This is a genomic window from Acidiphilium acidophilum, assembly GCF_033842475.1.
Lineage (GTDB): Bacteria > Pseudomonadota > Alphaproteobacteria > Acetobacterales > Acetobacteraceae > Acidiphilium > Acidiphilium acidophilum.
On record NZ_JAWXYB010000018.1, the window covers coordinates 2,089,899 to 2,108,033 of the forward strand.

Below are 18,135 nucleotides of genomic sequence, written 5' to 3' on the forward strand. Positions count from 1 at the left end.
GGCGCGCCGTGGCCGGGCCGTCAACCGGCCAGCCACGGCGCGCGCTGCTTGGCACGCTGCGGCGCTTCAGGTGCCGGGGCAATGCGCCGAGGTCGCGATCTCGTGGGCAGCCTTGGCATCCGATGCGGCGATCCATGGCAGCATCGGCTCGATCTGAGCGCAATCGGCCCCCTGTTTCACGCGGAGGCGGGCGGCATGTTCGAATGCTTTTGCCGCCATCGGGCGATCGCCGCCCGCGAGGTAGACGTTGCCCTGTTCGCCCCAGGCGGTGGCGTTGTCGGGGTGGTCTTTCTCGATCGCGGCGTAATCGTCGATCGCGGCGGGGTATTGGCGCTGCCAGAAGGCGGTGCGCGCTTTCTGGAACTGGGCGTCGAGCGCGGCATCGGTTGGTTTCGGCGCGGCGGGTTGGGTTGAGGGCGTGACGGCCGGCGTGGCGGGCGCGGGCTTGGGCGTTTCAGCCGGCGCCGGGGTGGTCGCCGGAGTGGTCGCCTGAGTCGGGGTCGCGGTCGTGGACGACGGCTTGGGTGTTGTCGTCGTGGTGGTTGTGGCGGTTGTGGCGGTGGAGGGCGCGGTGGCGTCATCCCTGGGTGTGGTGGTGGCGGTTCCCGGAACTGCCGGCGTGGTCGCCGCGGTGGAGGATGAGTCCGGTGTGGGCTTGGGGACCGGCTTGATCGTGTAGGTTTTCGGCTGATGCGTGGTGGTGGTCGTATCGTTATCCGACGTCGCATGGTCGGTCGCGCCACCGGTGGTTCCGGTCTGGTCGGTCGCTGTCGCGGTGGTGGAGGATGAGGTCGCCGGCAGGGGGGTATCGTTGGTTGCGACGAGGCGGTCGTTGCGCGCCTCCTCGTGCCGCCAGACGACGAAACCGCCACCGACCACGACCACGACAACAATCAACCAGACAAGAAAACGCTTCATTGGATTTGTTCTTTCAGGATCAGTACTTCAAGGCGCAGAGACCCGTGCCTGACCGGGCACGGGTTTCCGCATTACGGGTTGCCGTAGCCATAAGTGCCGTAGGGCGGTGGCTGCATGCCGCCATAGGGGGGGACGCCATAGGCCGGGGCCGGTGCATAGCTTGGCGGTGCGTAGCTCGGCGGCGCATAGTTCGGCACGCCGCCATAGCCGTAGCCATAGCCATTGCCGGTACTGGCATAGCCTGAAATGGGGCCGCCATAACCGGAGACCGGACCGCCATAGCCGCTGATCGGGCCGCCATGGGGCATGTTCATGTTCAGGCTGCCCATGTTCCAGGGGCCGGAATTGCCCGAGAACGGGCCGCTGTTGCCGGACCACGGGCCACCATTCATCATCGTCGAGAACGGATTGCCGCCGTTGCCGCCCCACGGGGTGCTCCAGCCGTTATTATAGCCGTTATTGTAGCCGTTGTTCCACGGCATCGGCCAGTCGGCATGGGCCGCGGTCAGACACGGTCCGACTGCACACATCGTGCCGATGAGACCGGCGACAATCGCGAAACGCTTTGGATTGAAAAACAACATCACTTTTACCTCCGTAAAACCATCAGGCGTGAACAGACATTGGACAAGCGCGTCATCCGGCAGGTCACATCAACGGTCTTGTCCCGTGGCACCCGCAGCTTCACGTCCGCTGCGGGTGCCCGACATCGTCAGATCGAGCGGGGCGTCAGTAGCCCGACCCGTTGTAGCCACCCGTCATCGGGCCGCCATAGCCGCTGACCGGGCCACCGCTGGTGGTGAACGGCCCGCCCTTGGGGAAGTTCATGTCCATGCTGCCCATGTTCATCGGGCCGGAGCTGCCGGACATCGGACCGGTGCTGCCGCCGAACGGACCGCTCGATCCGCTCATCGGGCCGGGCCCGTTGGACGTGCCGTAATACGGCGCCGGATAAGGCTGCGGCGCGTAGTATTGCGGCGGCGGGGGCGGGTAATAGCCCGGCGCCGGCTGCATCTGCGGAGCGGGCTGCATTTGCGGCTGCTGCGGCATCGGAGGCTGCTGATAGGCAACCGGCGGCGGCGCGTAGTATTGCGGCGGCGGCGGGGCATAACCCGGCTGCGCGCCGGTTCCCTGATAGCCGCCGGTCATCGGTCCGCCATAGCCGCTCATCGGGCCGGTGCTGCCGGACATCGGGCCGCCCTTCGGGAAGTTCATGTCCATGCTGCCCATGTCCATCGGGCCGGTGCTGCCGGACATCGGACCGGTGCTGCCGCCATAGGTGCCGCTGTTGCCCATCATGGGACCCGGGCCGTTCTGGGCCGGGGCGCTCGGGTAGCCGTAGTAATACGGCGGCGGCGCGTAGGTCGGCGGTGCGGCTGCCGGCGTGGTGGCCGCCGGGGTCGATTTGGCCGGTGCGCCTTGTGCCAGGGCCGACCCCGCCATCAGGCCCATTGCGGCGATACAGCCGATCCCGGTGGTCAGGATCAATCGTCTCTTACTCTCTTGCACGTCACTCTCCTTCGGTGTTTCGATTCACTTGCATCGCTTTTCGGCAGAGGCGGAGGAATTCCGCATCTGCGATGGTCAGGCCGTGGCGGCAGCGGGGGCGAACCCTCGCTGTGCCGGACCGCATTCGGCAAACGGGGCATGACAAGCCCCCCAACGACCCGTTGCCGGCGGGATCACCAGGTTCATTTCTGGACCTGCTGAGACGGGGCCATCCAGAAGCCGGGGGATGGCGAATTCGATGGCGCGGAGGCACCAGCCGGTGCCTGCGGCGCGGAGCCGGTGCCGTAGGAGGCCCAGACCGTGTTCGGACGGGTCTTGAGCGGCGTGGCACCAGTTGAGGCCGGACTTGCCGCGACGGGTGCTGCCGGTGCCAAAGCCGGAATCGGGGCCGGGGCGGCCGTGTTTTCTGCCCTCGCGAACGGCGCGTAGGGAGTGACGTAGGCCCGCGGTACATAGGCCTGCGGGACGTAGCCGCCGATGGTTGCTCCATATTGATACATCACCGGGCGCGACCAGACCTGGGGCGCTGGATATCGATATTGCGGTGCGCGATAGGCCGGTTCCGCCTGCGGATATCCGTAAGGGGCGGCATAGGGCCTCGGCTGAACATTCACCGGCCAGCGCGCGACCGGATAGGCCACCGGCATTGCCGGGTAATAGTATTGCGGTGGCGCTGCGTAGCGCGGCTGCGCGTACCAGACCCGTTGCGCGTAATAGGGCTGCGGCTGGGGCCGATAATAGGCCTGCGGCGCCATGACCGCGTTGTTCTGCGGCATCGCGTAGCCGTAAGGCGGGGGATAATAGCCGGGGGGCGCCATCATCGGGCGCATCTGCGGCTGTTGCGGCGGTTGGGTCTGTTGCGGCTGAGCCGTTTTCTGCTGCGCGGGTTTGCCGGGATCGGACTTCGCCCCGTTCGGCGCAGCTGCGGCGTGCTGCGGTGCCGTCTGGTTATTCTGTTGCGGCGCGTTCTGCTGCGGTCGGGCCATCATCGGCTGCGCGCCATAGGCAGGGTAGCCATAGGGCAGCGGATAATAGCCGGGCGGAGCCCAGCCATAGGGCATCTGCGGATAATAGGGGTGGGGATAATAGCCCGGCTGCATCGGCTGTTGCGGTTGCGGCGCGGGATGCGGCTGTGCAGCCTGCTGTTGCGGCTGAGGCTTCGCTGCCTGCTGGGGCTGGGGCTGGGGCTGGGGCTGGGGCTGCTGCGGTTGTGGCTGCGCCATTTGCGGCGGATAGCCGTAGGGCATCGGATAATAGGGACGCGGATAATAGCCCGGCTGCATCGGCATCGGGTGTGGCGGCGCCGCCATCGGGTGTTGCTGCTCTGCCTGGGGCTGCGGCTTGGCCATCATCGGCTGGGGCCGCTGCTGCATCTGCTGAGGCTGCGGCGGGTAGCCATACGGCATCGGGCGGTCGTAGCCCGGCGGCGGATAATAGCCCTGTTGCGGCGCGACCATCGGGTATTGCGGCCGCATGTATCCGTAAGGCGGCATCGCGACGTAACCGGGTGCCGGATAATAGCCCTGAGCCGGGGCCATCCGGGGCGCGGTCGCCTGCGGCTGCGCGACGAACGGGCCGGGTGGCGGCGGCACCTGCTGGGTCGGCGGCGTGGCAGCGGCGGGTGCCGCGGCAATCGGCCCCGCATAGGCCGCGCCGAGCGCGAGATAGGCGACCCCGCCGATCAGGCTCCATTTCAACAGACTGATTTTACGTTTCATTTCGATTTCTCCTCCACCTTTCTCGTGTCGCATCGTCTAACCTTCGTATGTGCCGTAGGGCACCGTCGCGGGTCCGGCCGGGACTGGCTGTGCCGGGGGCGCCTCGGGCTCGCCTTCATCATCGGCCTGACGCCGCATTTCGTGCGGCAGCAGGTAATTGCCCGCAATGTTGATGCCGAGCGGCACCACGATCAGGGTCAGCAAGGTCGAGACCAAGGTGCCGAACAGCAGCGACAGGCCCATGCCCTGGAAAATCGGCGAGCTGATGATGAACATCGAGCCGATCATCAGCACCGCCGCGGTGATCAGGATCGGGCGGGTGCGCGCCGCGCAGGCGGCAACCACGGCCTCGCGCACGGTCGCCCCCTCGATCACCGCGTGCTGGGCGAAATCGACCAGCAGGATCGAGTTGCGCACGATGATGCCCATGAGCGCGATGAAGCCGATCATCGAGGTTGCAGTGAAGGGCGCGCCGAACAGCCAGTGGCCGGGAACGATCCCGAGCATGGTCAGGAAGATCGGCACCATGATCACCACCGGCATCACGAGGCCACGGAATTCAGCGGCGAGCACCATGTAGATCAGGAAGAACGCGACACCGAAGGCGATTCCCATGTCGAGGAAGGTCTCGAACGTCACGGTCCAGCTGCCGGTCCAGTAACAGCCCACCTTGTTCACGTCGGTCGGGGGGGCCGTGTAGGTGCAGGTGGGGTATTTCGCCTTCTGCAGCATGGTATCGACTTCGAGCATCCCGTAGATCGGGGCGGCGAGCTGGCCGATCGAGGCACCGGTGACGTAGGCGACCGAGCGGAGATCGCGTTGCAGCAGGGTCGGTTCCTCATGGCTGAGCTTGGGTGTGCCGACCTCGCTGAGCGGGACCGCGCTGCCCTGATCGGTCGAGACCGGGAGTTGCAGCAGCTTGCCGGCTTCGGCGCGGGTGCCCATCGGCACGCTCAGCTTGACCGGCACGGTTTTGAACGTGCCGCCCTGGGGCAGCGAGGCGATGGTTTCATCGTTCAGGGCGAGTTCGAGGCTGCGCTTGATCGAGCGATCATCGACCCCGGCGATCGCGGCCTTGAGCTGGTCGATCTTGAAGTGCCAGACCGGGTAGGCGTATTCGATCGAACTATCGACCTCGCCGATGCTGCGCGCCTTGCCGAAATCATGCGCGAGCACGGTCGCGAATTTGTCGCGGGCCTGCTGGTCCGGGCCGTACACCACGGCGACCACGCTGCGACGGACCGGCGGGCCGGGCGGCGATTCCACCACCTGAACCGATTTGATCGGCGTCTTGAGCGTTTTGGCCAGCGCATCGAGATTGGCCACGGCGCGCAGGGCAATGGCGTGGCTCTGCATCGGGCGGCGGTCGTTCAGCTCGACATGGATCATCGCCTGCCACGGCTTGTCGCGCAGGTAGTAGTGCCGCACCATGCCGTTGAACGAAAACGGCTCGGGCGCGCCGACATAGAGCTGGCTGTTCTTGACGTAGCGCATCCGGTCGATCCGCTCGATCATCGCACGGGCGGTATTATAGGTCTCCTCGACCGGCGTGCCCGCGCGCATGCTCAGCACCACGTCGAAATGATTGACGTTGTCCTCCGGCAGCATTGTCATGATGACGCCATCGAAATAGAACAGCGCGCCGACCCCGGCGAGGCCCATCACGATAAGCCCGATCAGCGCCCCGCGCCGCCACGCTTTGGCCAGCAACCCGTCCATCATCCATTTGTAAAAGCCGGCCAGTTTGCGGCTCTGGCGGTGCTCGCGCTCGCCCGCGCGGCGCATCCGCGCCAAGTTGGGCGGAATTTTCTGGATCAGATAGGGGGTAAACACGAAGGCGGCGAACAGCGAGAAGATCATCGCGGCCGATCCGAGGATCGGGATCGCGATCATGTACGGCCCCATCATGCCGCGCACGAAGGCCATCGGCAGCAGGGCGACCACGACGGTGAGGGTCGCCACGATGGTCGGGTTGCCGACTTCGCGCACGGCGTCGATCGTGATCGCCGCCGTGACGCGCCCGGCCTCCAGCCAGCGGCGATAGATGTTCTCGACCACCACGATCGCGTCGTCGACCAGGATGGCGATGGTCAGGATCAACGCGAACAGGCTGACCCGGTTGAGGGTGTAGCCGAGGTGCTGGGCGAGGAAGATCGTGAACAGGATCACCACCGGGATGATCAGCAGGGTCACGAAGGCCGGTCGCCAGCCGAGGACCAGGAACACCAGGAAGGCGACCAGCGAGGTTTCCAGAACCAGCTTGAACAGCAGCTCGTTGACCTTGCCTTCAGCCGATTTGCCCTCGTTGCGGCTGACCGTGACATGCACGTCGTTCGGGATGATCGTGCCTTCGAAACTCTTGAGGTTCGCGAGGATCTGATGCGCCATGACCACGGTGTTCGCGCCCGATTTTTTCGCGATCGCGATGGTCACCGCCGGGGCCCCGTTCACCGCCGTGTGGTGGACGCCGCCGGGGGCGAAGAACTGCACCATCTTGTTGGGCGCGCCGGCACCGAACGTGACCTTGGCGACCTGATCGAGATAGACCGGCGAGCCGTGATAGACGCCGACCACGAGGTTTTCGATCTCCTGCGGATTGGAGAGGAACTTGCCGGTATAGACCTTGAGATAATGATTGGACTGGGTGATGTGCCCGACCTCGGCCGACAAATTCGCGGTGCGAATGACCTCGGCGATTTTGGTCAGGGGAATATCGTAGGCGTTGAGCCGGCTCGGCAGCACGTGGATCTGCACTTCCTCGCGCTGGCCGTGGACGGTGAATCCGTCCGCCGTGCCGGGGATCGTCATCAGTTCCTGCAGCACCACCTGCCCGATATCGTCGAGCCGGGCCGGGCCCATCGTTTTGGACCAGAGCGTGACGTTGAAGAACGGAACGCTGTTCACCCCCTTCGGCACCACCAGCGGCTGCGAGGCGCCCGCCGGCATGGCGTTGAGATGGCTGAAAATCTTGGTGTAGAGGCGCTGCAACGCGTCGGTCGCGTGCTGACCGACCGCGAACCTCACCGTGACCATCGAGCGGCCCGGCTCGGACACGCCATAGACATGTCGGACGCCCTGAAGGCTGGTCATCAGCAGTTCGAGCGGATCGGTCACCAGCCGCTCGACCTGGTTGGGCGAGGCGCCGGGATAGCTCACGAAGATATCGACGAAAGGCACCGAAATCTGCGGATTCTGCTGATACGGGATCTGAAAGAAGCCGATCAGGCCGAAGAAGAAAGCCATGATGTAGAGCAGCGGCGTGACCGGCGAGCGGACGAACATCCGCGCGATGCCACCGGCGAGGCCGGGCGATTTCGGCGTTTGCGGGGACGCACCGCGCGGGCCGTGGCGCTCGCCGCGTGGATCGCCGGTGGTGTCCCGCGCGGCGGGTGGCGATTGCGGGTTCACGCCCGCACCGCCGGCATTGCGGCCATCGTCCGGCGCCGCAGGCGGCGGTGGGCCGGGGTAATCATCCACGGGAGGACGCGCCTGAACGGTCGGCCACGGTGTGCGGCGTGTGGCCCGGCTCCCAGCCGCTCGCCGCGTGGGCCGGCGGATGCAGCACGACCTGATCGCCCGATTTCAGCCCGGCCAGCACCACGACCATGCCGTGCGGCAGGGTTTCACCGAGGCGCAGAACATGGATTTCGGTCTTGTGCGTGTGCGGGTTCACCACCAGCACGCACGGCAGGTAATATCCCTTGATCAGCGCGGTTTCCGGCACCGCGACCTGCGGGCTCTGGCTGACCCCATCCGCGCCGTTCCCCGGCAGGGTGATGGTCGCGTACATGCCGGAAGCGACCGGCGCACCGGGCGGCAGCATGATCTTGATCGGCACGGTATGGGTGGACGGAGCGGCGAGCGGATAGATCTGATAGATGATTCCGGGCAGCTCGGTCCGCCCGATCGTGATCGGCACGGGTTGGCCGAGGCGCATGCTGGGAACCAGATCCTCGGGCACATCCACCTTGACCAGCATCCGCGATACATCGGCGAGGACCAGCAGCGGCGAACCGGGCTGCACCGTGCCGCCGACCTCGACCTGTTTGGACATGATCACGCCATCGAACGGGGCGTAGGTATCGGTATCGGACAGCGCACTCTGCGCGTTCGCGACCCTGGCCTGGGCGACGCGGATCTGCTGTTCGGCCAGCAGAAGCTCGTCTTTCGACTGCACCGTATCCGCATAGCGGTCGAGGCCCGGATCCTGGAGTCCGGCCATCTGCGCGAACGGCCCGGTGAAGTAATGATTGAACAGGCCGGACGGGCCGATCGACATCGGGCTCGCAACATTGTTCGAGCGCGGCGAGTAGAGCTGGCGGGTATACTGGATGTTCGCGGTCTGCCAGCCGATCTGCGCCGAGAGCAGTTCGGCCTGGGCTTCCTGAAGATTGGCCATCTGCGCGGAATTGTTGACCGCGACGACGACCTGCCCGGCGGTGACGCGGGTGCCGATCGAGCCGAGCACGAAATTGACCCGGCCAGAAACCAGCGAGACCGCATCGATGGTTCGCAGCGGCACGACGACGCCGCCGAGGCTGATCTGATTGGCCGATTTCGCCGAGTTCGGTGCAATGGTCGAGATCGGCGCACCGGCGGCATGGGCGGGAACTCCGGTGCCGACCAGCACAACCCCGCCGAGGGTCAGCAGAAGCGCACGCAGGGTCGATCTATGCATTTCCGGTCTCCGCCCTGTTTTCGATTTGCCTGCCATTTCGCTTCATTCCGCCCCGTCCGCTTTTGGTTCGTTTCGATACTTCGTGATGCGCGGGTCTGACCGCGCCCTCTGCCTCGCCGCCTACGCCGACACGCCAACCCGCGCTGCCGCCGCCGATTTCGACTTGTTGAACAGCCGGTAGCCCCAGATGCCGATGATCATCGGCACGATGAACAGACCGACCGGCCCCGGATGGAGCACCAGATCCGCCACCGCCGGGCCGGGACACAGGCCCATCAATCCCCAGCCGAGGCCGAACATCGCGGCCCCGCCGACCAGACGCAGGTTGATCCCGTGGCGCGGCAGCACCGCAAACGCATCGGTGAACAAGGGTTTTCTCAATGACCGCGCCGTGAGGAACCCCAACGCCATCACCGCTGCTCCCGCGCCCATGACCACGGCGACGCTGGGGTCCCAGCGGGGGCCGATCGACAGGAAATTCAGCAGCTTCGCCGGATCGCCCATTCCGGAAATCAACAGGCCGGCGCTGAACAATACACCCGCGACCAAGGCGATGAGCACTCGCATCAGAACATCCCGCCGATGACGCGGGTAAGAAAGACCGCGACGAAGGCGACGCCCATGAACGTCGCGGTGGCGGCGATGGAGCGCGGTGACAGTCGCGACAGGCCGCAGATACCGTGCCCGGACCCGCACCCGCCGGCCAGCGCGGCACCGAGCCCGACCAGCAATCCCGCAGGAACCAGCAGCAGGCGCGGCCCCGAAAGTTGGAATGACGGGTCGATCCCGAGCACCCGGGCGATCAGGCCGGTCAGCAACATTCCCGCGATGAACGCAAGTTTCCAGTCCCGCTCCTTCGGCTCGATCAGGCCGCCGAGGACACCGCTGACGCCCGCGACCCTGCCGTTGCCGATCCACAGGGTTGCGGCGCCGAGGCCGATCAGCGCGCCGCCGAAGAGGGAGAAAACCGGGGTGAAACTGGTCGCGGGAGGAACGGGAAGCAGCATCTTGAACTCTTTCGTCTATCAGAATTTTGGCGAACCGGGCCGGATTGAAGGTCCGGCCCGTGCCATTATTCGGCGGCGTGGCGGGTCTGGGTCGCTTTCTGCTTCAACTTGTGGATTTTCATGGTCTTCATCATGAATTTCTCATAGTGTCCATCCGGGAACACCTTGAAACTTTGGAGTCACTTGTGATTCCATAGCGGCGGCCCGATTCGCAGGAGCAGCCTGATGTGGACGAACGAGAACCGCGCCCGGTATGATCGCAGCAAGCTGCGCTATCCGAGCGATTTGACGGATGACGAGTGGGCGATCATCGGCCCGCTGATCCCGCCCGCCAAGCGTGGCGGCAACAAGCGTACGGTGAATGAGCGGCAGGTGATCAACGGGCTGATGTTCATCCTGAGTACCGGTTGCCAATGGGCGTCGCTGCCGAAAGATCTGCCTCCACGGAGCACGGTGAACGACTATTTTCGCCGTTGGAACGAGGATGGCACGCTCGATCGCATTCATCATGCGCTGTACGTCAGATGTCGCGAACAGGTTGACCGCGCGGCCAGTCCGACGGCTGCGATCATTGACAGCCAGAGCGTCAAGAGCGCGGAAAAAGGGGGGGTCATATCGATCCGTCAGGGTTCGATGCGGGCAAGAAGATCAACGGCAAGAAGCGCCATGTCCTGGTAGACACGCAAGGCCTGCTGCTTTGCGCCATCGTCCACGCCGCCGACATCCAGGATCGGGACGGCGGCGTGATGCTGATGGGAACGCTGTTCGGTCTGTTTCCCTTTCTGCTCAAGCTTTATGCCGACGGTGGCTATCAAGGGCCGAAATTCCAGGAAGGGCTGGGCCGCGTGTGCGCTCAGATCAATGTCGAGATCGTCAAGCGCTCCGATATCGGAAAGTTCGTCGTTGTGCCCAAGCGCTGGATCGTTGAGCGAACCATCGGCTGGCTCAACCGTTGTCGCCGGTTGGCCAAGGATTGGGAATGCCTCAACCAAAACGGACTTGCATTTCTACGCTGGGCATCCATCCGGCTGATGGTACGAAAACTCTGTAAGGAAACAAAATGATCCCGGATGGACTCATAGACCGGCTCGCTGGTGCCGCCCTTGATTTTCCGGATGAAGTATTTCTCGAAGCCGATCTTGGCGAGATGGACCCATTTGCCGTCGGCGGACCAGTTGACGTCGCGCGGCGGCAATTGCGGCTGGGCGACGAACACCACGCCGCCATCGCCGAAATCGGCGATGCACACGGCATTCCAGGTCGGCTTGGTGTCGGGTGCGCGGTTGCGCAGCAGCGCGCCGATATTATGCGCCGTCGCGGTGACCATCGATTCGATCATGAAACCGGTTTTCGGCACGCCGACCGGCACCGGAGTCGGCCCGATCGGCGGGATCGCGACGCAGACGCCGACCGAGAACACGTTCTGAAAGGTCGGGTTGCGCTGATACTCGTCGATCAGCACGAAGCCGCGCGGATTGACCAGCCCCTCGATGCCCTTGATCGCGGCGACACCACGGAACGGCGGCATCATCATCGAAAACTTGAAGGGCAACTCGTGGGTTTTGATCACGCTGCCATCAGTGCCGACTTCTTCGGAGACCATTTTACCGGCGGTGATTTCCTTGACCCGCGCATTGGTGATCCACTTGATGTGCCGGTTGCGCAACTCGCTTTCCAGCAGACCCTTGGTGTCGCCCACCCCATCGAGCCCGAGATGCCCGATATACGGTTCCGGGGTAACGTAGGTCATCGGCACCTTGCTGCGCAGCTTGCGCTTGCGGAGTTCGGTGTCGAGGATCAGGGCGAATTCATAGGCCGGTCCGAAGCAGGAGACGCCCTGCGCGGCACCGATGACGACCGGGCCGGGATTGCGGCACAATTCCTCGAAGCCTTCATAGGCCTGGACGGCATGCCCGGTTTCGCAAATCGAAAACGTGTGCGCGTCGGGGCCGAGGCCGGGAATTTCATCGAACGCAAGATCAGGCCCGGTCGCGATCACGAGATAATCGTATTTGAACGCGCTGCCGTCATGCAGGGTGATGCTGTTATTGGCCGGATCGACCCGCTGCGCCGGGTGGGGGATGAAATTGATCTTTTTCTTCTTCATCACGGCAGTGAGATCGACTTCGACGTCTTTCCGGGTCCGCCATCCCACCGCCACCCAGGGGTTCGAGGGGTAGAACTGATAAGACGGGCTGCTGCCGATGACGGTTATACGATCCCCCGCCCGCAATTCGGGCACGAGTTCATAGGCCATCAAGCTTCCGCCAAGTCCGGCACCCATAACAACGATTTCAGCCACTTACGTCCTCCTCTTGAACTTAATTATTATTGTGCAGCGCAGCGGAATTCTTAGACGTCACAGTCTTATTACTCTGCCGACTTTGATATATCAAGCGGTAAGAATATGTCCATCTAAATAAATCGTGCCGGTGTTTATCGGTTGAGCGACGGGAACAGTCACGCTACACCATACGGAAGGGAAAAACGTCCAAAGGCAGATCGACATGATCCACCGCAAACTTCAGTTCGCGATCCTTGCCTGTTGTTCTGATGAGGCGCTGCGGTTTATTGATATCGCACAGACGGTTCGGTCACGGTTTGGTGATGAACACGGTTTTGCGGCGGATAGCGACATTCGTGCCCTTCTGCATGGGTTCGTGAAAGCGGGGCTCGTCGCCATGCAGACCGGTGGTTGTGGCGGGGGTGGAACCTATTCGCTGAGCGAGGAAGGTTTCGAAGAACTCGAATCATTCATGCTCGATGAGCAGTTATTCGGGTTGTTGTGCTGAAAACCAGGGATCGAACTACGATTGCTGGCAGAAATTCTTGTAGATCACCTTGACCAGTTGATGTGCCGCATCGCTGTCGAGCGAGTAATAGATGGAGCGCGATACGCGGCGGCATTTCACCACACCCTCGGCACGCAATATCTTCAATTGCTGCGACAAATGCGACTGGCGGATTTTTATCTTCTCTTCCAGTTCGTTTACAGTGAACTCGCCATAGGTCAGGTGGCAGAGAATCATGATCCGATGGGGATTGGCCATGATGCTGAGGAAGTGCGAAACCTGACTAGCCTTTGCCATCATGGCGTGGACCAGGGCTGTTCAACCCTCTGAACTGATGGTTCACTGGGTCCGATATGCAACAGGACGTCGGAAATTGAGGCGTCGAGCATTTTGCGGATTCCCGCCGGGATCGATCTGGGATTCGTGGGGAGGTAACCGATTCGGAGGTTACCATGGCCACGTTCACCCCGTTGCTCGACATCCTGGCTGATGTCCCTGACCCACGCCGCGCGGAGGGCAAACTCTACAAGTTGCCCCACGTGCTTTTGTTTTCGATCCTCGCGATCGTGAGCGGCAGCGATTCCTATCGCGGTATCGTCACGTTCATCGACACCCATCGCCGCACCCTCAACCGCAGCTTTGGTTTGAAATGGCGCCGCGCACCGTCGCATACCTCGATCCGCTACATCCTCCAGGGGCTCGATCCGATCGGGGTGGAGGCGGTCTTTCGTCGGCATGCAGCACTTCTGCACGCGGCCAACGCCAAGCCCGGTGCTGCCAGCATCGCACTGGACGGCAAGACCCTGCGCGGCAGCTTCGACAAGTTCCACGATCGAACCGCCGCTCACGTGCTCAGCGCCTTCGCCACCGACACCAAACTCGTGCTGGCGCACCTCGATATCGATGCGAAATCCAATGAGATCCCGGCAGCTCAGACACTGCTTGCCGAGCTCGGTATCGCTGAGGACGCCATCGTCACCCTCGATGCGCTGCACTGTCAAAAAAACTCTTCGAGGTCGCCCAGGACGCCAAAATCGGCCTGATCGTTCAGCTCAAGGACAATCAGCCGACCCTGAAAGCCGCGATTGAACACCTGGCCGCGACGGCCGCCTCGCACGATCGCGCCCAAAGCCGCAATCATGGCCGCAATCGCGATGAAACCCGTGCCGTCACTGTCTTCGATCCGGCCGACGCACTCGCCGACACCGATTGGCATCCCCACGTCGCCGCGATCATACAAGTGGAGCGCTCGGTCGTGACACGCAGCCCCGCAACCGGGCTGCTCCACTCGACAACGGAAACCGCCTTCTACATCGCGAACCGCCCGATCACCGCCGCTCGGGCCGGCGTGGCCATCCGCGCGCATTGGAAAATCGAAAACACCTCGCATTACACAAGGGATGTCACTATGGGCGAAGACCGGTCGCGCATCCGAACCAACCCGGGCATCTTCGCCCGCTTACGCAGCTTCGGCTTCAATATCCTGATGGTCAGCAAGACTGGCACCATGAAGCAAGACCGATACCGCGCAGCGCTCGCCGGCATCCAACACCTGCTCTCACTCGTCGCTATATCAAAGCGTTGAACAGCCGTGTGGCGTGGACATCGATGCCGGTGGAGCCGGCCGGTCGGGTTTCGTCGGCCCATTTGACTTGGTCGGATAGTGAAGCCGTGGTCATGCGATCCTCGCTGACGCTCGTTTTAAGTAAACTTATGCGTGGTCAGTAATTTTTCCAGTTTTCCGGGTCAATTCAAATAAAGTCAAGCGAGGCCGGCGGGCGCACCTGCTAGGCGTCGGCCTGATCGAACGCCTCCAGCGCCTGCGCGGCGTACATGGTTGCCGGGCCACCGCCCATGAAAATCGCCACCCCCAACATGTCCGAAACCTCCTCACGCGTCGCCCCGGCCCGCGCCGCATCCCGCCCGTGATAGGCGATGCAGGGCTGGCACCGCGTCACCACGCCGATCGCGAGGGCGATGAGTTCCTTGGTCTTGCGATCCAGCGCGCCACTGGTGTGGGCCCACCGCCCCATCATGCCAAAGGCGTTCATGATCTGCGGGTTGGCTTCGCGCAGTTTGAGAATCGAGGCGTCGAGCGTCGCTGCCATTTCCGGCCAGTCTTCGATCATGAACCATCCTCCCGTTTATTTCGCCGTTTATGTCGCGTTGACCGACCTATAGCGCGATCGGCGCGGATTGCGGCATTGTTTTTCCCGCCTGACAAATTTTTGACTCGGGGGGATGGGCACCAGTGAAACCGTGAAATGTCGCTGACTGGCTGGGGGACCTGGATTCGAACCAGGGCTGTCCGGGTCAGAGCCGGAAGTTCTACCGCTAAACTATCCCCCAGGCGGAAACCTGTGCGGAATGTCCCTAGCATCCCGAACACCGCGAAGCAAACGGCACCATCACGCAATCAAATCCATGCGATATGCAATTCTGGCTTGCTCTGCGGCCATAGGTGGGCTCATTATATAAACGTCATGGCAAGCGACTATGTACTGCCGAACGTCCCCCTGCCGATCCGGGGCCCAGCCGAGCGACGCACCACCATCGGCGTCGCTGCGGTGGAACGGCGTGCCCGGCCTCCGGCCTTCGCCGCGATCGATCTCGGGACCAATAATTGCCGGATGCTGGTGGGCGTGCCGAGCGGCGGCGGGTTTCACGTTCTGGATAGTTTCAGCCGCGTGGTCCGGCTCGGCGAAGGCCTGTACCGGACCGGCACGCTCTCGGACGATGCGATGGACCGCGCGATCGGTGCGCTCTCCGCCTGTGCCGAGCGCCTGCACCGCTGGCAGGTCAGCGATATCCGCGCGATCGCGACGGAAGCCTGCCGCCAGGCGGAAAACGGCGCCGCCTTCGTTGCCCGCGCCCGCGCCGCCACCGGCCTGCCGATCGAAACCATTTCGCCGCGCGAGGAAGTCGGCCTCGCGATGGAAAGTTGCGCCTCGCTGATCAATCAGGCGGAGCGCCGCGCCCTGCTGTTCGACATCGGCGGCGGCTCGACCGAGATCGCCTGGGTCCGGGTGCCCGGCCCGCACGGCGACACCGACCGCTCATTGCCGCAATTGATCGGCTATCATACGATTCCGGTCGGGGTGGTGACGCTTTCGGAGCGTTGCGCCGGGTGTTGCGAAAGTGAAATGGGCTTCACCGCCGTGGTCGAGGAAATCAAATCCCTGCTGCGGCCGTTCGAGCAGATCCACCGGATCGGTCAGGAAATCCGCCAGGGCGGGGTGCGTCTGATCGGCACCAGCGGCACCGTCACCACCATCGCCGGCATCGCGCTCAATCTCGACCGGTATCGGCGCGGCGCGATCGACGGGGCGGTGCTTGCGCGCGAACAGGTCGCCGGCGGTCTTGCGGCGATTCGCGCCATGGGGCCGTCCGGCCTCGCAGAACACCCCTGCATCGGCCCCGACCGGGTCGATTTCGTGCTGCCCGGCTGCGCGATTTTCGCCGCCATCGAAGACATGTGGCCGGCGAGCGAACTCGCGGTCGCCGATCGCGGGCTGCGGGAGGGCATGCTGATGCGCCTGATCCGCAACGCCCGCGCCAAACCCCGCCGCTTCCAGGCCTGATCCACCCCAACCAGAACTGACCCCGATGACCGATGACATCTCGCCCGGCCGCCGCACCACGGTCCGGCTGAAATCCGCGCGCAAGCACAAGCCCTCGTCGCAGAAATGGCTGACCCGCCAGTTGAACGATCCCTATGTCGAGGCGGCCAGGGCCAAGGGCTATCGCTCGCGCGCCGCGTTCAAACTGGTCGAGCTCGATGACAAGTTCAGCCTGATCGGCAAATCGAGCCGCGTGGTCGATCTCGGTGCGGCCCCCGGCGGCTGGACCCAGATCGCGCTGGCGCGGGGGGCGGCGCGCGTCGTCGGGATCGACCTGCTGGCGATCGACCCGATTCCGGGAGCGACCTTGCTGCAGGGGGATTTTCAGGCCGAGGCGATGGAAACCGCGCTGCGCGAGGCGCTGGGCGGACGCGCCGATCTGGTGTTGTCGGACATGGCGCCCAACACCACCGGCCACATGGCGACCGATCACCTCCGCATCATGGGCCTCGCCGAACTGGCGCTCGATTTCGCGTTCAAGACGCTCGAACCAGGTGGCGGGTTCGTGACCAAGCTGTTTCAGGGCGGCGCGCAGGGCGGCATGCTGGCGCTGCTGAAACGCCGGTTCGAACTGGTCCGCCATGCCAAACCGGCAGCCAGCCGCAAGGACAGCCGCGAACTCTATCTCGTCGCGACCGGTTACCGGCCCGATCCGTCCTGAACCGCCATCAGCCGCGCGAGTTCCGCGCGGCAGGCGGCGCGATCCGCCACGCAACCACCCTCCCGCCACCACGCCCGCGTCGCCGCGAGCGCCTGCCCGATCCGCGGGCCGGGCGCGCCACCCAGCGCCAGCGCATCGCGCCCTTTCAGCGGAAATTCCGGGCGCGTCATCGCTGCGAGCCGCGCCCGGATGGCCCCGCGCCCGTCCGCCATCCAGCTGCGACCGATCAGCGCCTCGTGCGGCCAGTCGGCCAGAGCGCGCCGCAGCGCGGCATCATCGGCATCCGCGTCAAGCAGCGGGGCGCGATGGAGCGAGGCGAGCGTGGTCCGCTCGACCTCCGAAAGTTTCAGCCGCTCCGCGATGCCGGGATCATCCGGCGTCAGGGCCGCGAAGCGCAACAGCCGGTCCGCCGGAGCCTCGCGCGCGATCAACCGGTCGAGCGCATCGAGCGATCCGGCTTCGGGAAGAATTTGCGCAAGCACGCCGGTATCGCGCATCAGATGCAGGGCCGCCTGCGGGTGTTCGGCGGCGAGGATCTTCCCGATCTCCTGCCACACCCGCTCGGCGGACAGGCGCGCCAACCCGCCGCGCAGGGCCGTGATGGCGGCAATTGCCGCTTGATCCGCGCCGCCATGCCCGTATCGGGCGAAGAACCGGAAAAACCGTAGAATACGGAGATAATCCTCGGTGATCCGCCGCGCCGGATCGCCGACGAACCGCACCCGGCCCGCCGCCAGATCGTCCTTGCCGCCGAAATAATCGTGGATCGTGCCGTCGCGGTCCATCGACATCGCGTTGATGGTGAAATCCCGCCGTGCGGCATCGGCCTGCCAGTCATCGATAAAGATGACCTCGGCATGGCGGCCATCGGTCGCCCGATCATGGCGCAGAGTGGTAATTTCGAATGTCTGCGCGCCGAGCAGGGCGGTGACGGTGCCGTGCGCGAGACCGGTGGGAATGACGCGCACGCCCGCCGCTTCAAGCCGGGCGATCACGGCCTCGGGCGTCAGCGGACTGGCAAGATCAATGTCACTGACCGGCAATCCAGCGAGGCGATCGCGTACCGCGCCGCCGACGATGCGAGCTTCCGGGATGAAGCGCCAAAGCTGCGACAGGGACTCGCTGATCATGCCGCTCTATGGCCCAGTTTCGCCCCGGTCGGAAACCATTGGCGTCGGTCGATCTTTCCATGAAAAAATGTTAACCGAATAGTAATAACTATATTGTAATTA

Annotated in this window: 17 protein-coding genes, 1 tRNA gene and 1 pseudogene; 6 read left to right on the forward strand and 13 right to left on the reverse strand. The window is 64.1% G+C overall.

Translation table 11 applies throughout. The annotated features are described in order from the left end of the window. Positions 1–66 precede the first annotated feature (66 nt). The 8 genes from SIL87_RS12575 to SIL87_RS12610 form a co-directional block, all read right to left on the reverse strand. Entirely contained in the window at positions 67–918 is an 852-nt protein-coding gene (locus SIL87_RS12575) for a tetratricopeptide repeat protein (protein WP_319614519.1), read from the reverse strand. A 71-nt stretch (positions 919–989) separates the two neighbouring features. Next, on the reverse strand, positions 990–1,505 hold the full coding sequence (locus SIL87_RS12580) for a hypothetical protein (RefSeq protein WP_319614520.1): 516 nt from the start codon (positions 1,503–1,505) through the stop codon (positions 990–992). Positions 1,506–1,647: 142 nt separating this feature from the next. Further along, complete coding sequence (locus tag SIL87_RS12585) at positions 1,648–2,427, reverse strand: hypothetical protein (protein WP_319614521.1); 780 nt, start codon at positions 2,425–2,427, stop codon at positions 1,648–1,650. 182 nt (positions 2,428–2,609) lie between these two features. Beyond that, complete coding sequence (locus tag SIL87_RS12590; RefSeq protein WP_319614522.1) at positions 2,610–4,145, reverse strand: hypothetical protein; 1,536 nt, start codon at positions 4,143–4,145, stop codon at positions 2,610–2,612. Between the two features lie 36 nt (positions 4,146–4,181). Continuing rightward, positions 4,182–7,622, reverse strand: coding sequence for an efflux RND transporter permease subunit (locus SIL87_RS12595; RefSeq protein WP_319614523.1), 3,441 nt, complete (start codon positions 7,620–7,622; stop codon positions 4,182–4,184). Then, positions 7,615–8,823, reverse strand: coding sequence for an efflux RND transporter periplasmic adaptor subunit (locus SIL87_RS12600; protein WP_319614524.1), 1,209 nt, complete (start codon positions 8,821–8,823; stop codon positions 7,615–7,617). The genes SIL87_RS12595 and SIL87_RS12600 overlap by 8 nt, the downstream gene beginning before the upstream one ends. Before the next feature lie 120 nt (positions 8,824–8,943). Next, entirely contained in the window at positions 8,944–9,390 is a 447-nt protein-coding gene (locus SIL87_RS12605; protein ID WP_319614525.1) for a DUF6691 family protein, read from the reverse strand. After that, positions 9,390–9,830: a YeeE/YedE family protein gene (locus SIL87_RS12610; RefSeq protein ID WP_319614526.1), complete on the reverse strand. Its 441-nt coding sequence runs from the start codon at positions 9,828–9,830 to the stop codon at positions 9,390–9,392. The genes SIL87_RS12605 and SIL87_RS12610 overlap by 1 nt, the downstream gene beginning before the upstream one ends. 225 nt (positions 9,831–10,055) lie before the next feature. On the opposite strand from SIL87_RS12610, the gene SIL87_RS12615 reads away from it, so the two are divergent. Continuing rightward, positions 10,056–10,894, forward strand: a protein-coding gene (locus SIL87_RS12615; RefSeq protein WP_319614527.1) for an IS5 family transposase whose coding sequence is annotated in 2 segments (ribosomal slippage) — positions 10,056–10,428 and positions 10,428–10,894 — 840 coding nt in all. Because the reading frame shifts where the segments join, the coding sequence is not laid out codon by codon here. Positions 10,895–11,226: 332 nt separating this feature from the next. On the opposite strand, the pseudogene SIL87_RS12620 reads toward SIL87_RS12615, so the two are convergent. Continuing rightward, positions 11,227–12,114: pseudogene (locus SIL87_RS12620) on the reverse strand (NAD(P)/FAD-dependent oxidoreductase); the annotation flags it as partial. Positions 12,115–12,337: 223 nt separating this feature from the next. On the opposite strand from SIL87_RS12620, the gene SIL87_RS12625 reads away from it, so the two are divergent. Continuing rightward, a complete protein-coding gene (locus tag SIL87_RS12625; protein ID WP_319614528.1) occupies positions 12,338–12,622 on the forward strand; it encodes a hypothetical protein in 285 nt (94 codons plus the stop codon). Between the two features lie 15 nt (positions 12,623–12,637). On the opposite strand, the gene SIL87_RS12630 is transcribed toward SIL87_RS12625, so the two are convergent. Continuing rightward, positions 12,638–12,922 carry an ArsR/SmtB family transcription factor gene (locus SIL87_RS12630; RefSeq protein ID WP_319614529.1) on the reverse strand — a complete coding sequence of 95 codons (285 nt, stop codon included), beginning with the start codon at positions 12,920–12,922 and terminating at the stop codon, positions 12,638–12,640. 152 nt (positions 12,923–13,074) lie between these two features. On the opposite strand from SIL87_RS12630, the gene SIL87_RS12635 reads away from it, so the two are divergent. Next, positions 13,075–13,665, forward strand: a complete 591-nt coding sequence (locus SIL87_RS12635) for an ISAs1 family transposase (RefSeq protein WP_319614530.1) — start codon at positions 13,075–13,077, stop codon at positions 13,663–13,665. 41 nt (positions 13,666–13,706) lie between these two features. After that, positions 13,707–14,207 carry an ISAs1 family transposase gene (locus SIL87_RS12640; RefSeq protein ID WP_319615977.1) on the forward strand — a complete coding sequence of 167 codons (501 nt, stop codon included), beginning with the start codon at positions 13,707–13,709 and terminating at the stop codon, positions 14,205–14,207. Positions 14,208–14,409: 202 nt separating this feature from the next. Here SIL87_RS12640 and SIL87_RS12645 read toward each other — a convergent pair whose 3' ends face one another. Then, positions 14,410–14,751 (reverse strand): carboxymuconolactone decarboxylase family protein, encoded by a 342-nt coding sequence (locus SIL87_RS12645; RefSeq protein WP_319614531.1) that lies wholly within the window; start codon positions 14,749–14,751, stop codon positions 14,410–14,412. A gap of 146 nt (positions 14,752–14,897) precedes the next feature. Further along, positions 14,898–14,971 (reverse strand) — tRNA-Gln (locus SIL87_RS12650). Between the two features lie 134 nt (positions 14,972–15,105). Between SIL87_RS12650 and SIL87_RS12655 the strand changes: the two genes are divergently transcribed. Then, positions 15,106–16,203, forward strand: coding sequence for a Ppx/GppA phosphatase family protein (locus SIL87_RS12655; protein WP_319614532.1), 1,098 nt, complete (start codon positions 15,106–15,108; stop codon positions 16,201–16,203). A gap of 25 nt (positions 16,204–16,228) precedes the next feature. Beyond that, entirely contained in the window at positions 16,229–16,903 is a 675-nt protein-coding gene (locus tag SIL87_RS12660; RefSeq protein WP_319614533.1) for an RlmE family RNA methyltransferase, read from the forward strand. Here SIL87_RS12660 and SIL87_RS12665 read toward each other — a convergent pair. Then, positions 16,882–18,033 (reverse strand): CCA tRNA nucleotidyltransferase, encoded by a 1,152-nt coding sequence (locus SIL87_RS12665; protein WP_319614534.1) that lies wholly within the window; start codon positions 18,031–18,033, stop codon positions 16,882–16,884. The two genes, SIL87_RS12660 and SIL87_RS12665, sit on opposite strands and share 22 nt — an antisense overlap. Between the last annotated feature and the right edge of the window lie 102 nt (positions 18,034–18,135).

Excerpts from the sequence above, each read along its gene's own strand:
- SIL87_RS12575 (WP_319614519.1), bottom strand. The coding sequence starts at position 918 with ATGAAGCGTTTTCTTGTCTGGTTGATTGTTGTCGTGGTCGTGGTCGGT.
- SIL87_RS12590 (WP_319614522.1), bottom strand. The coding sequence starts at position 4,145 with ATGAAACGTAAAATCAGTCTGTTGAAATGGAGCCTGATCGGCGGGGTC.
- SIL87_RS12600 (WP_319614524.1), bottom strand. The coding sequence starts at position 8,823 with ATGCATAGATCGACCCTGCGTGCGCTTCTGCTGACCCTCGGCGGGGTT.
- SIL87_RS12605 (WP_319614525.1), bottom strand. The coding sequence starts at position 9,390 with ATGCGAGTGCTCATCGCCTTGGTCGCGGGTGTATTGTTCAGCGCCGGC.
- SIL87_RS12610 (WP_319614526.1), bottom strand. The coding sequence starts at position 9,830 with ATGCTGCTTCCCGTTCCTCCCGCGACCAGTTTCACCCCGGTTTTCTCC.
- SIL87_RS12625 (WP_319614528.1), top strand. The coding sequence starts at position 12,338 with ATGATCCACCGCAAACTTCAGTTCGCGATCCTTGCCTGTTGTTCTGAT.
- SIL87_RS12630 (WP_319614529.1), bottom strand. The coding sequence starts at position 12,922 with ATGATGGCAAAGGCTAGTCAGGTTTCGCACTTCCTCAGCATCATGGCC.
- SIL87_RS12635 (WP_319614530.1), top strand. The coding sequence starts at position 13,075 with ATGGCCACGTTCACCCCGTTGCTCGACATCCTGGCTGATGTCCCTGAC.
- SIL87_RS12645 (WP_319614531.1), bottom strand. The coding sequence starts at position 14,751 with ATGATCGAAGACTGGCCGGAAATGGCAGCGACGCTCGACGCCTCGATT.
- SIL87_RS12655 (WP_319614532.1), top strand. The coding sequence starts at position 15,106 with ATGGCAAGCGACTATGTACTGCCGAACGTCCCCCTGCCGATCCGGGGC.
- SIL87_RS12660 (WP_319614533.1), top strand. The coding sequence starts at position 16,229 with ATGACCGATGACATCTCGCCCGGCCGCCGCACCACGGTCCGGCTGAAA.
- SIL87_RS12665 (WP_319614534.1), bottom strand. The coding sequence starts at position 18,033 with ATGATCAGCGAGTCCCTGTCGCAGCTTTGGCGCTTCATCCCGGAAGCT.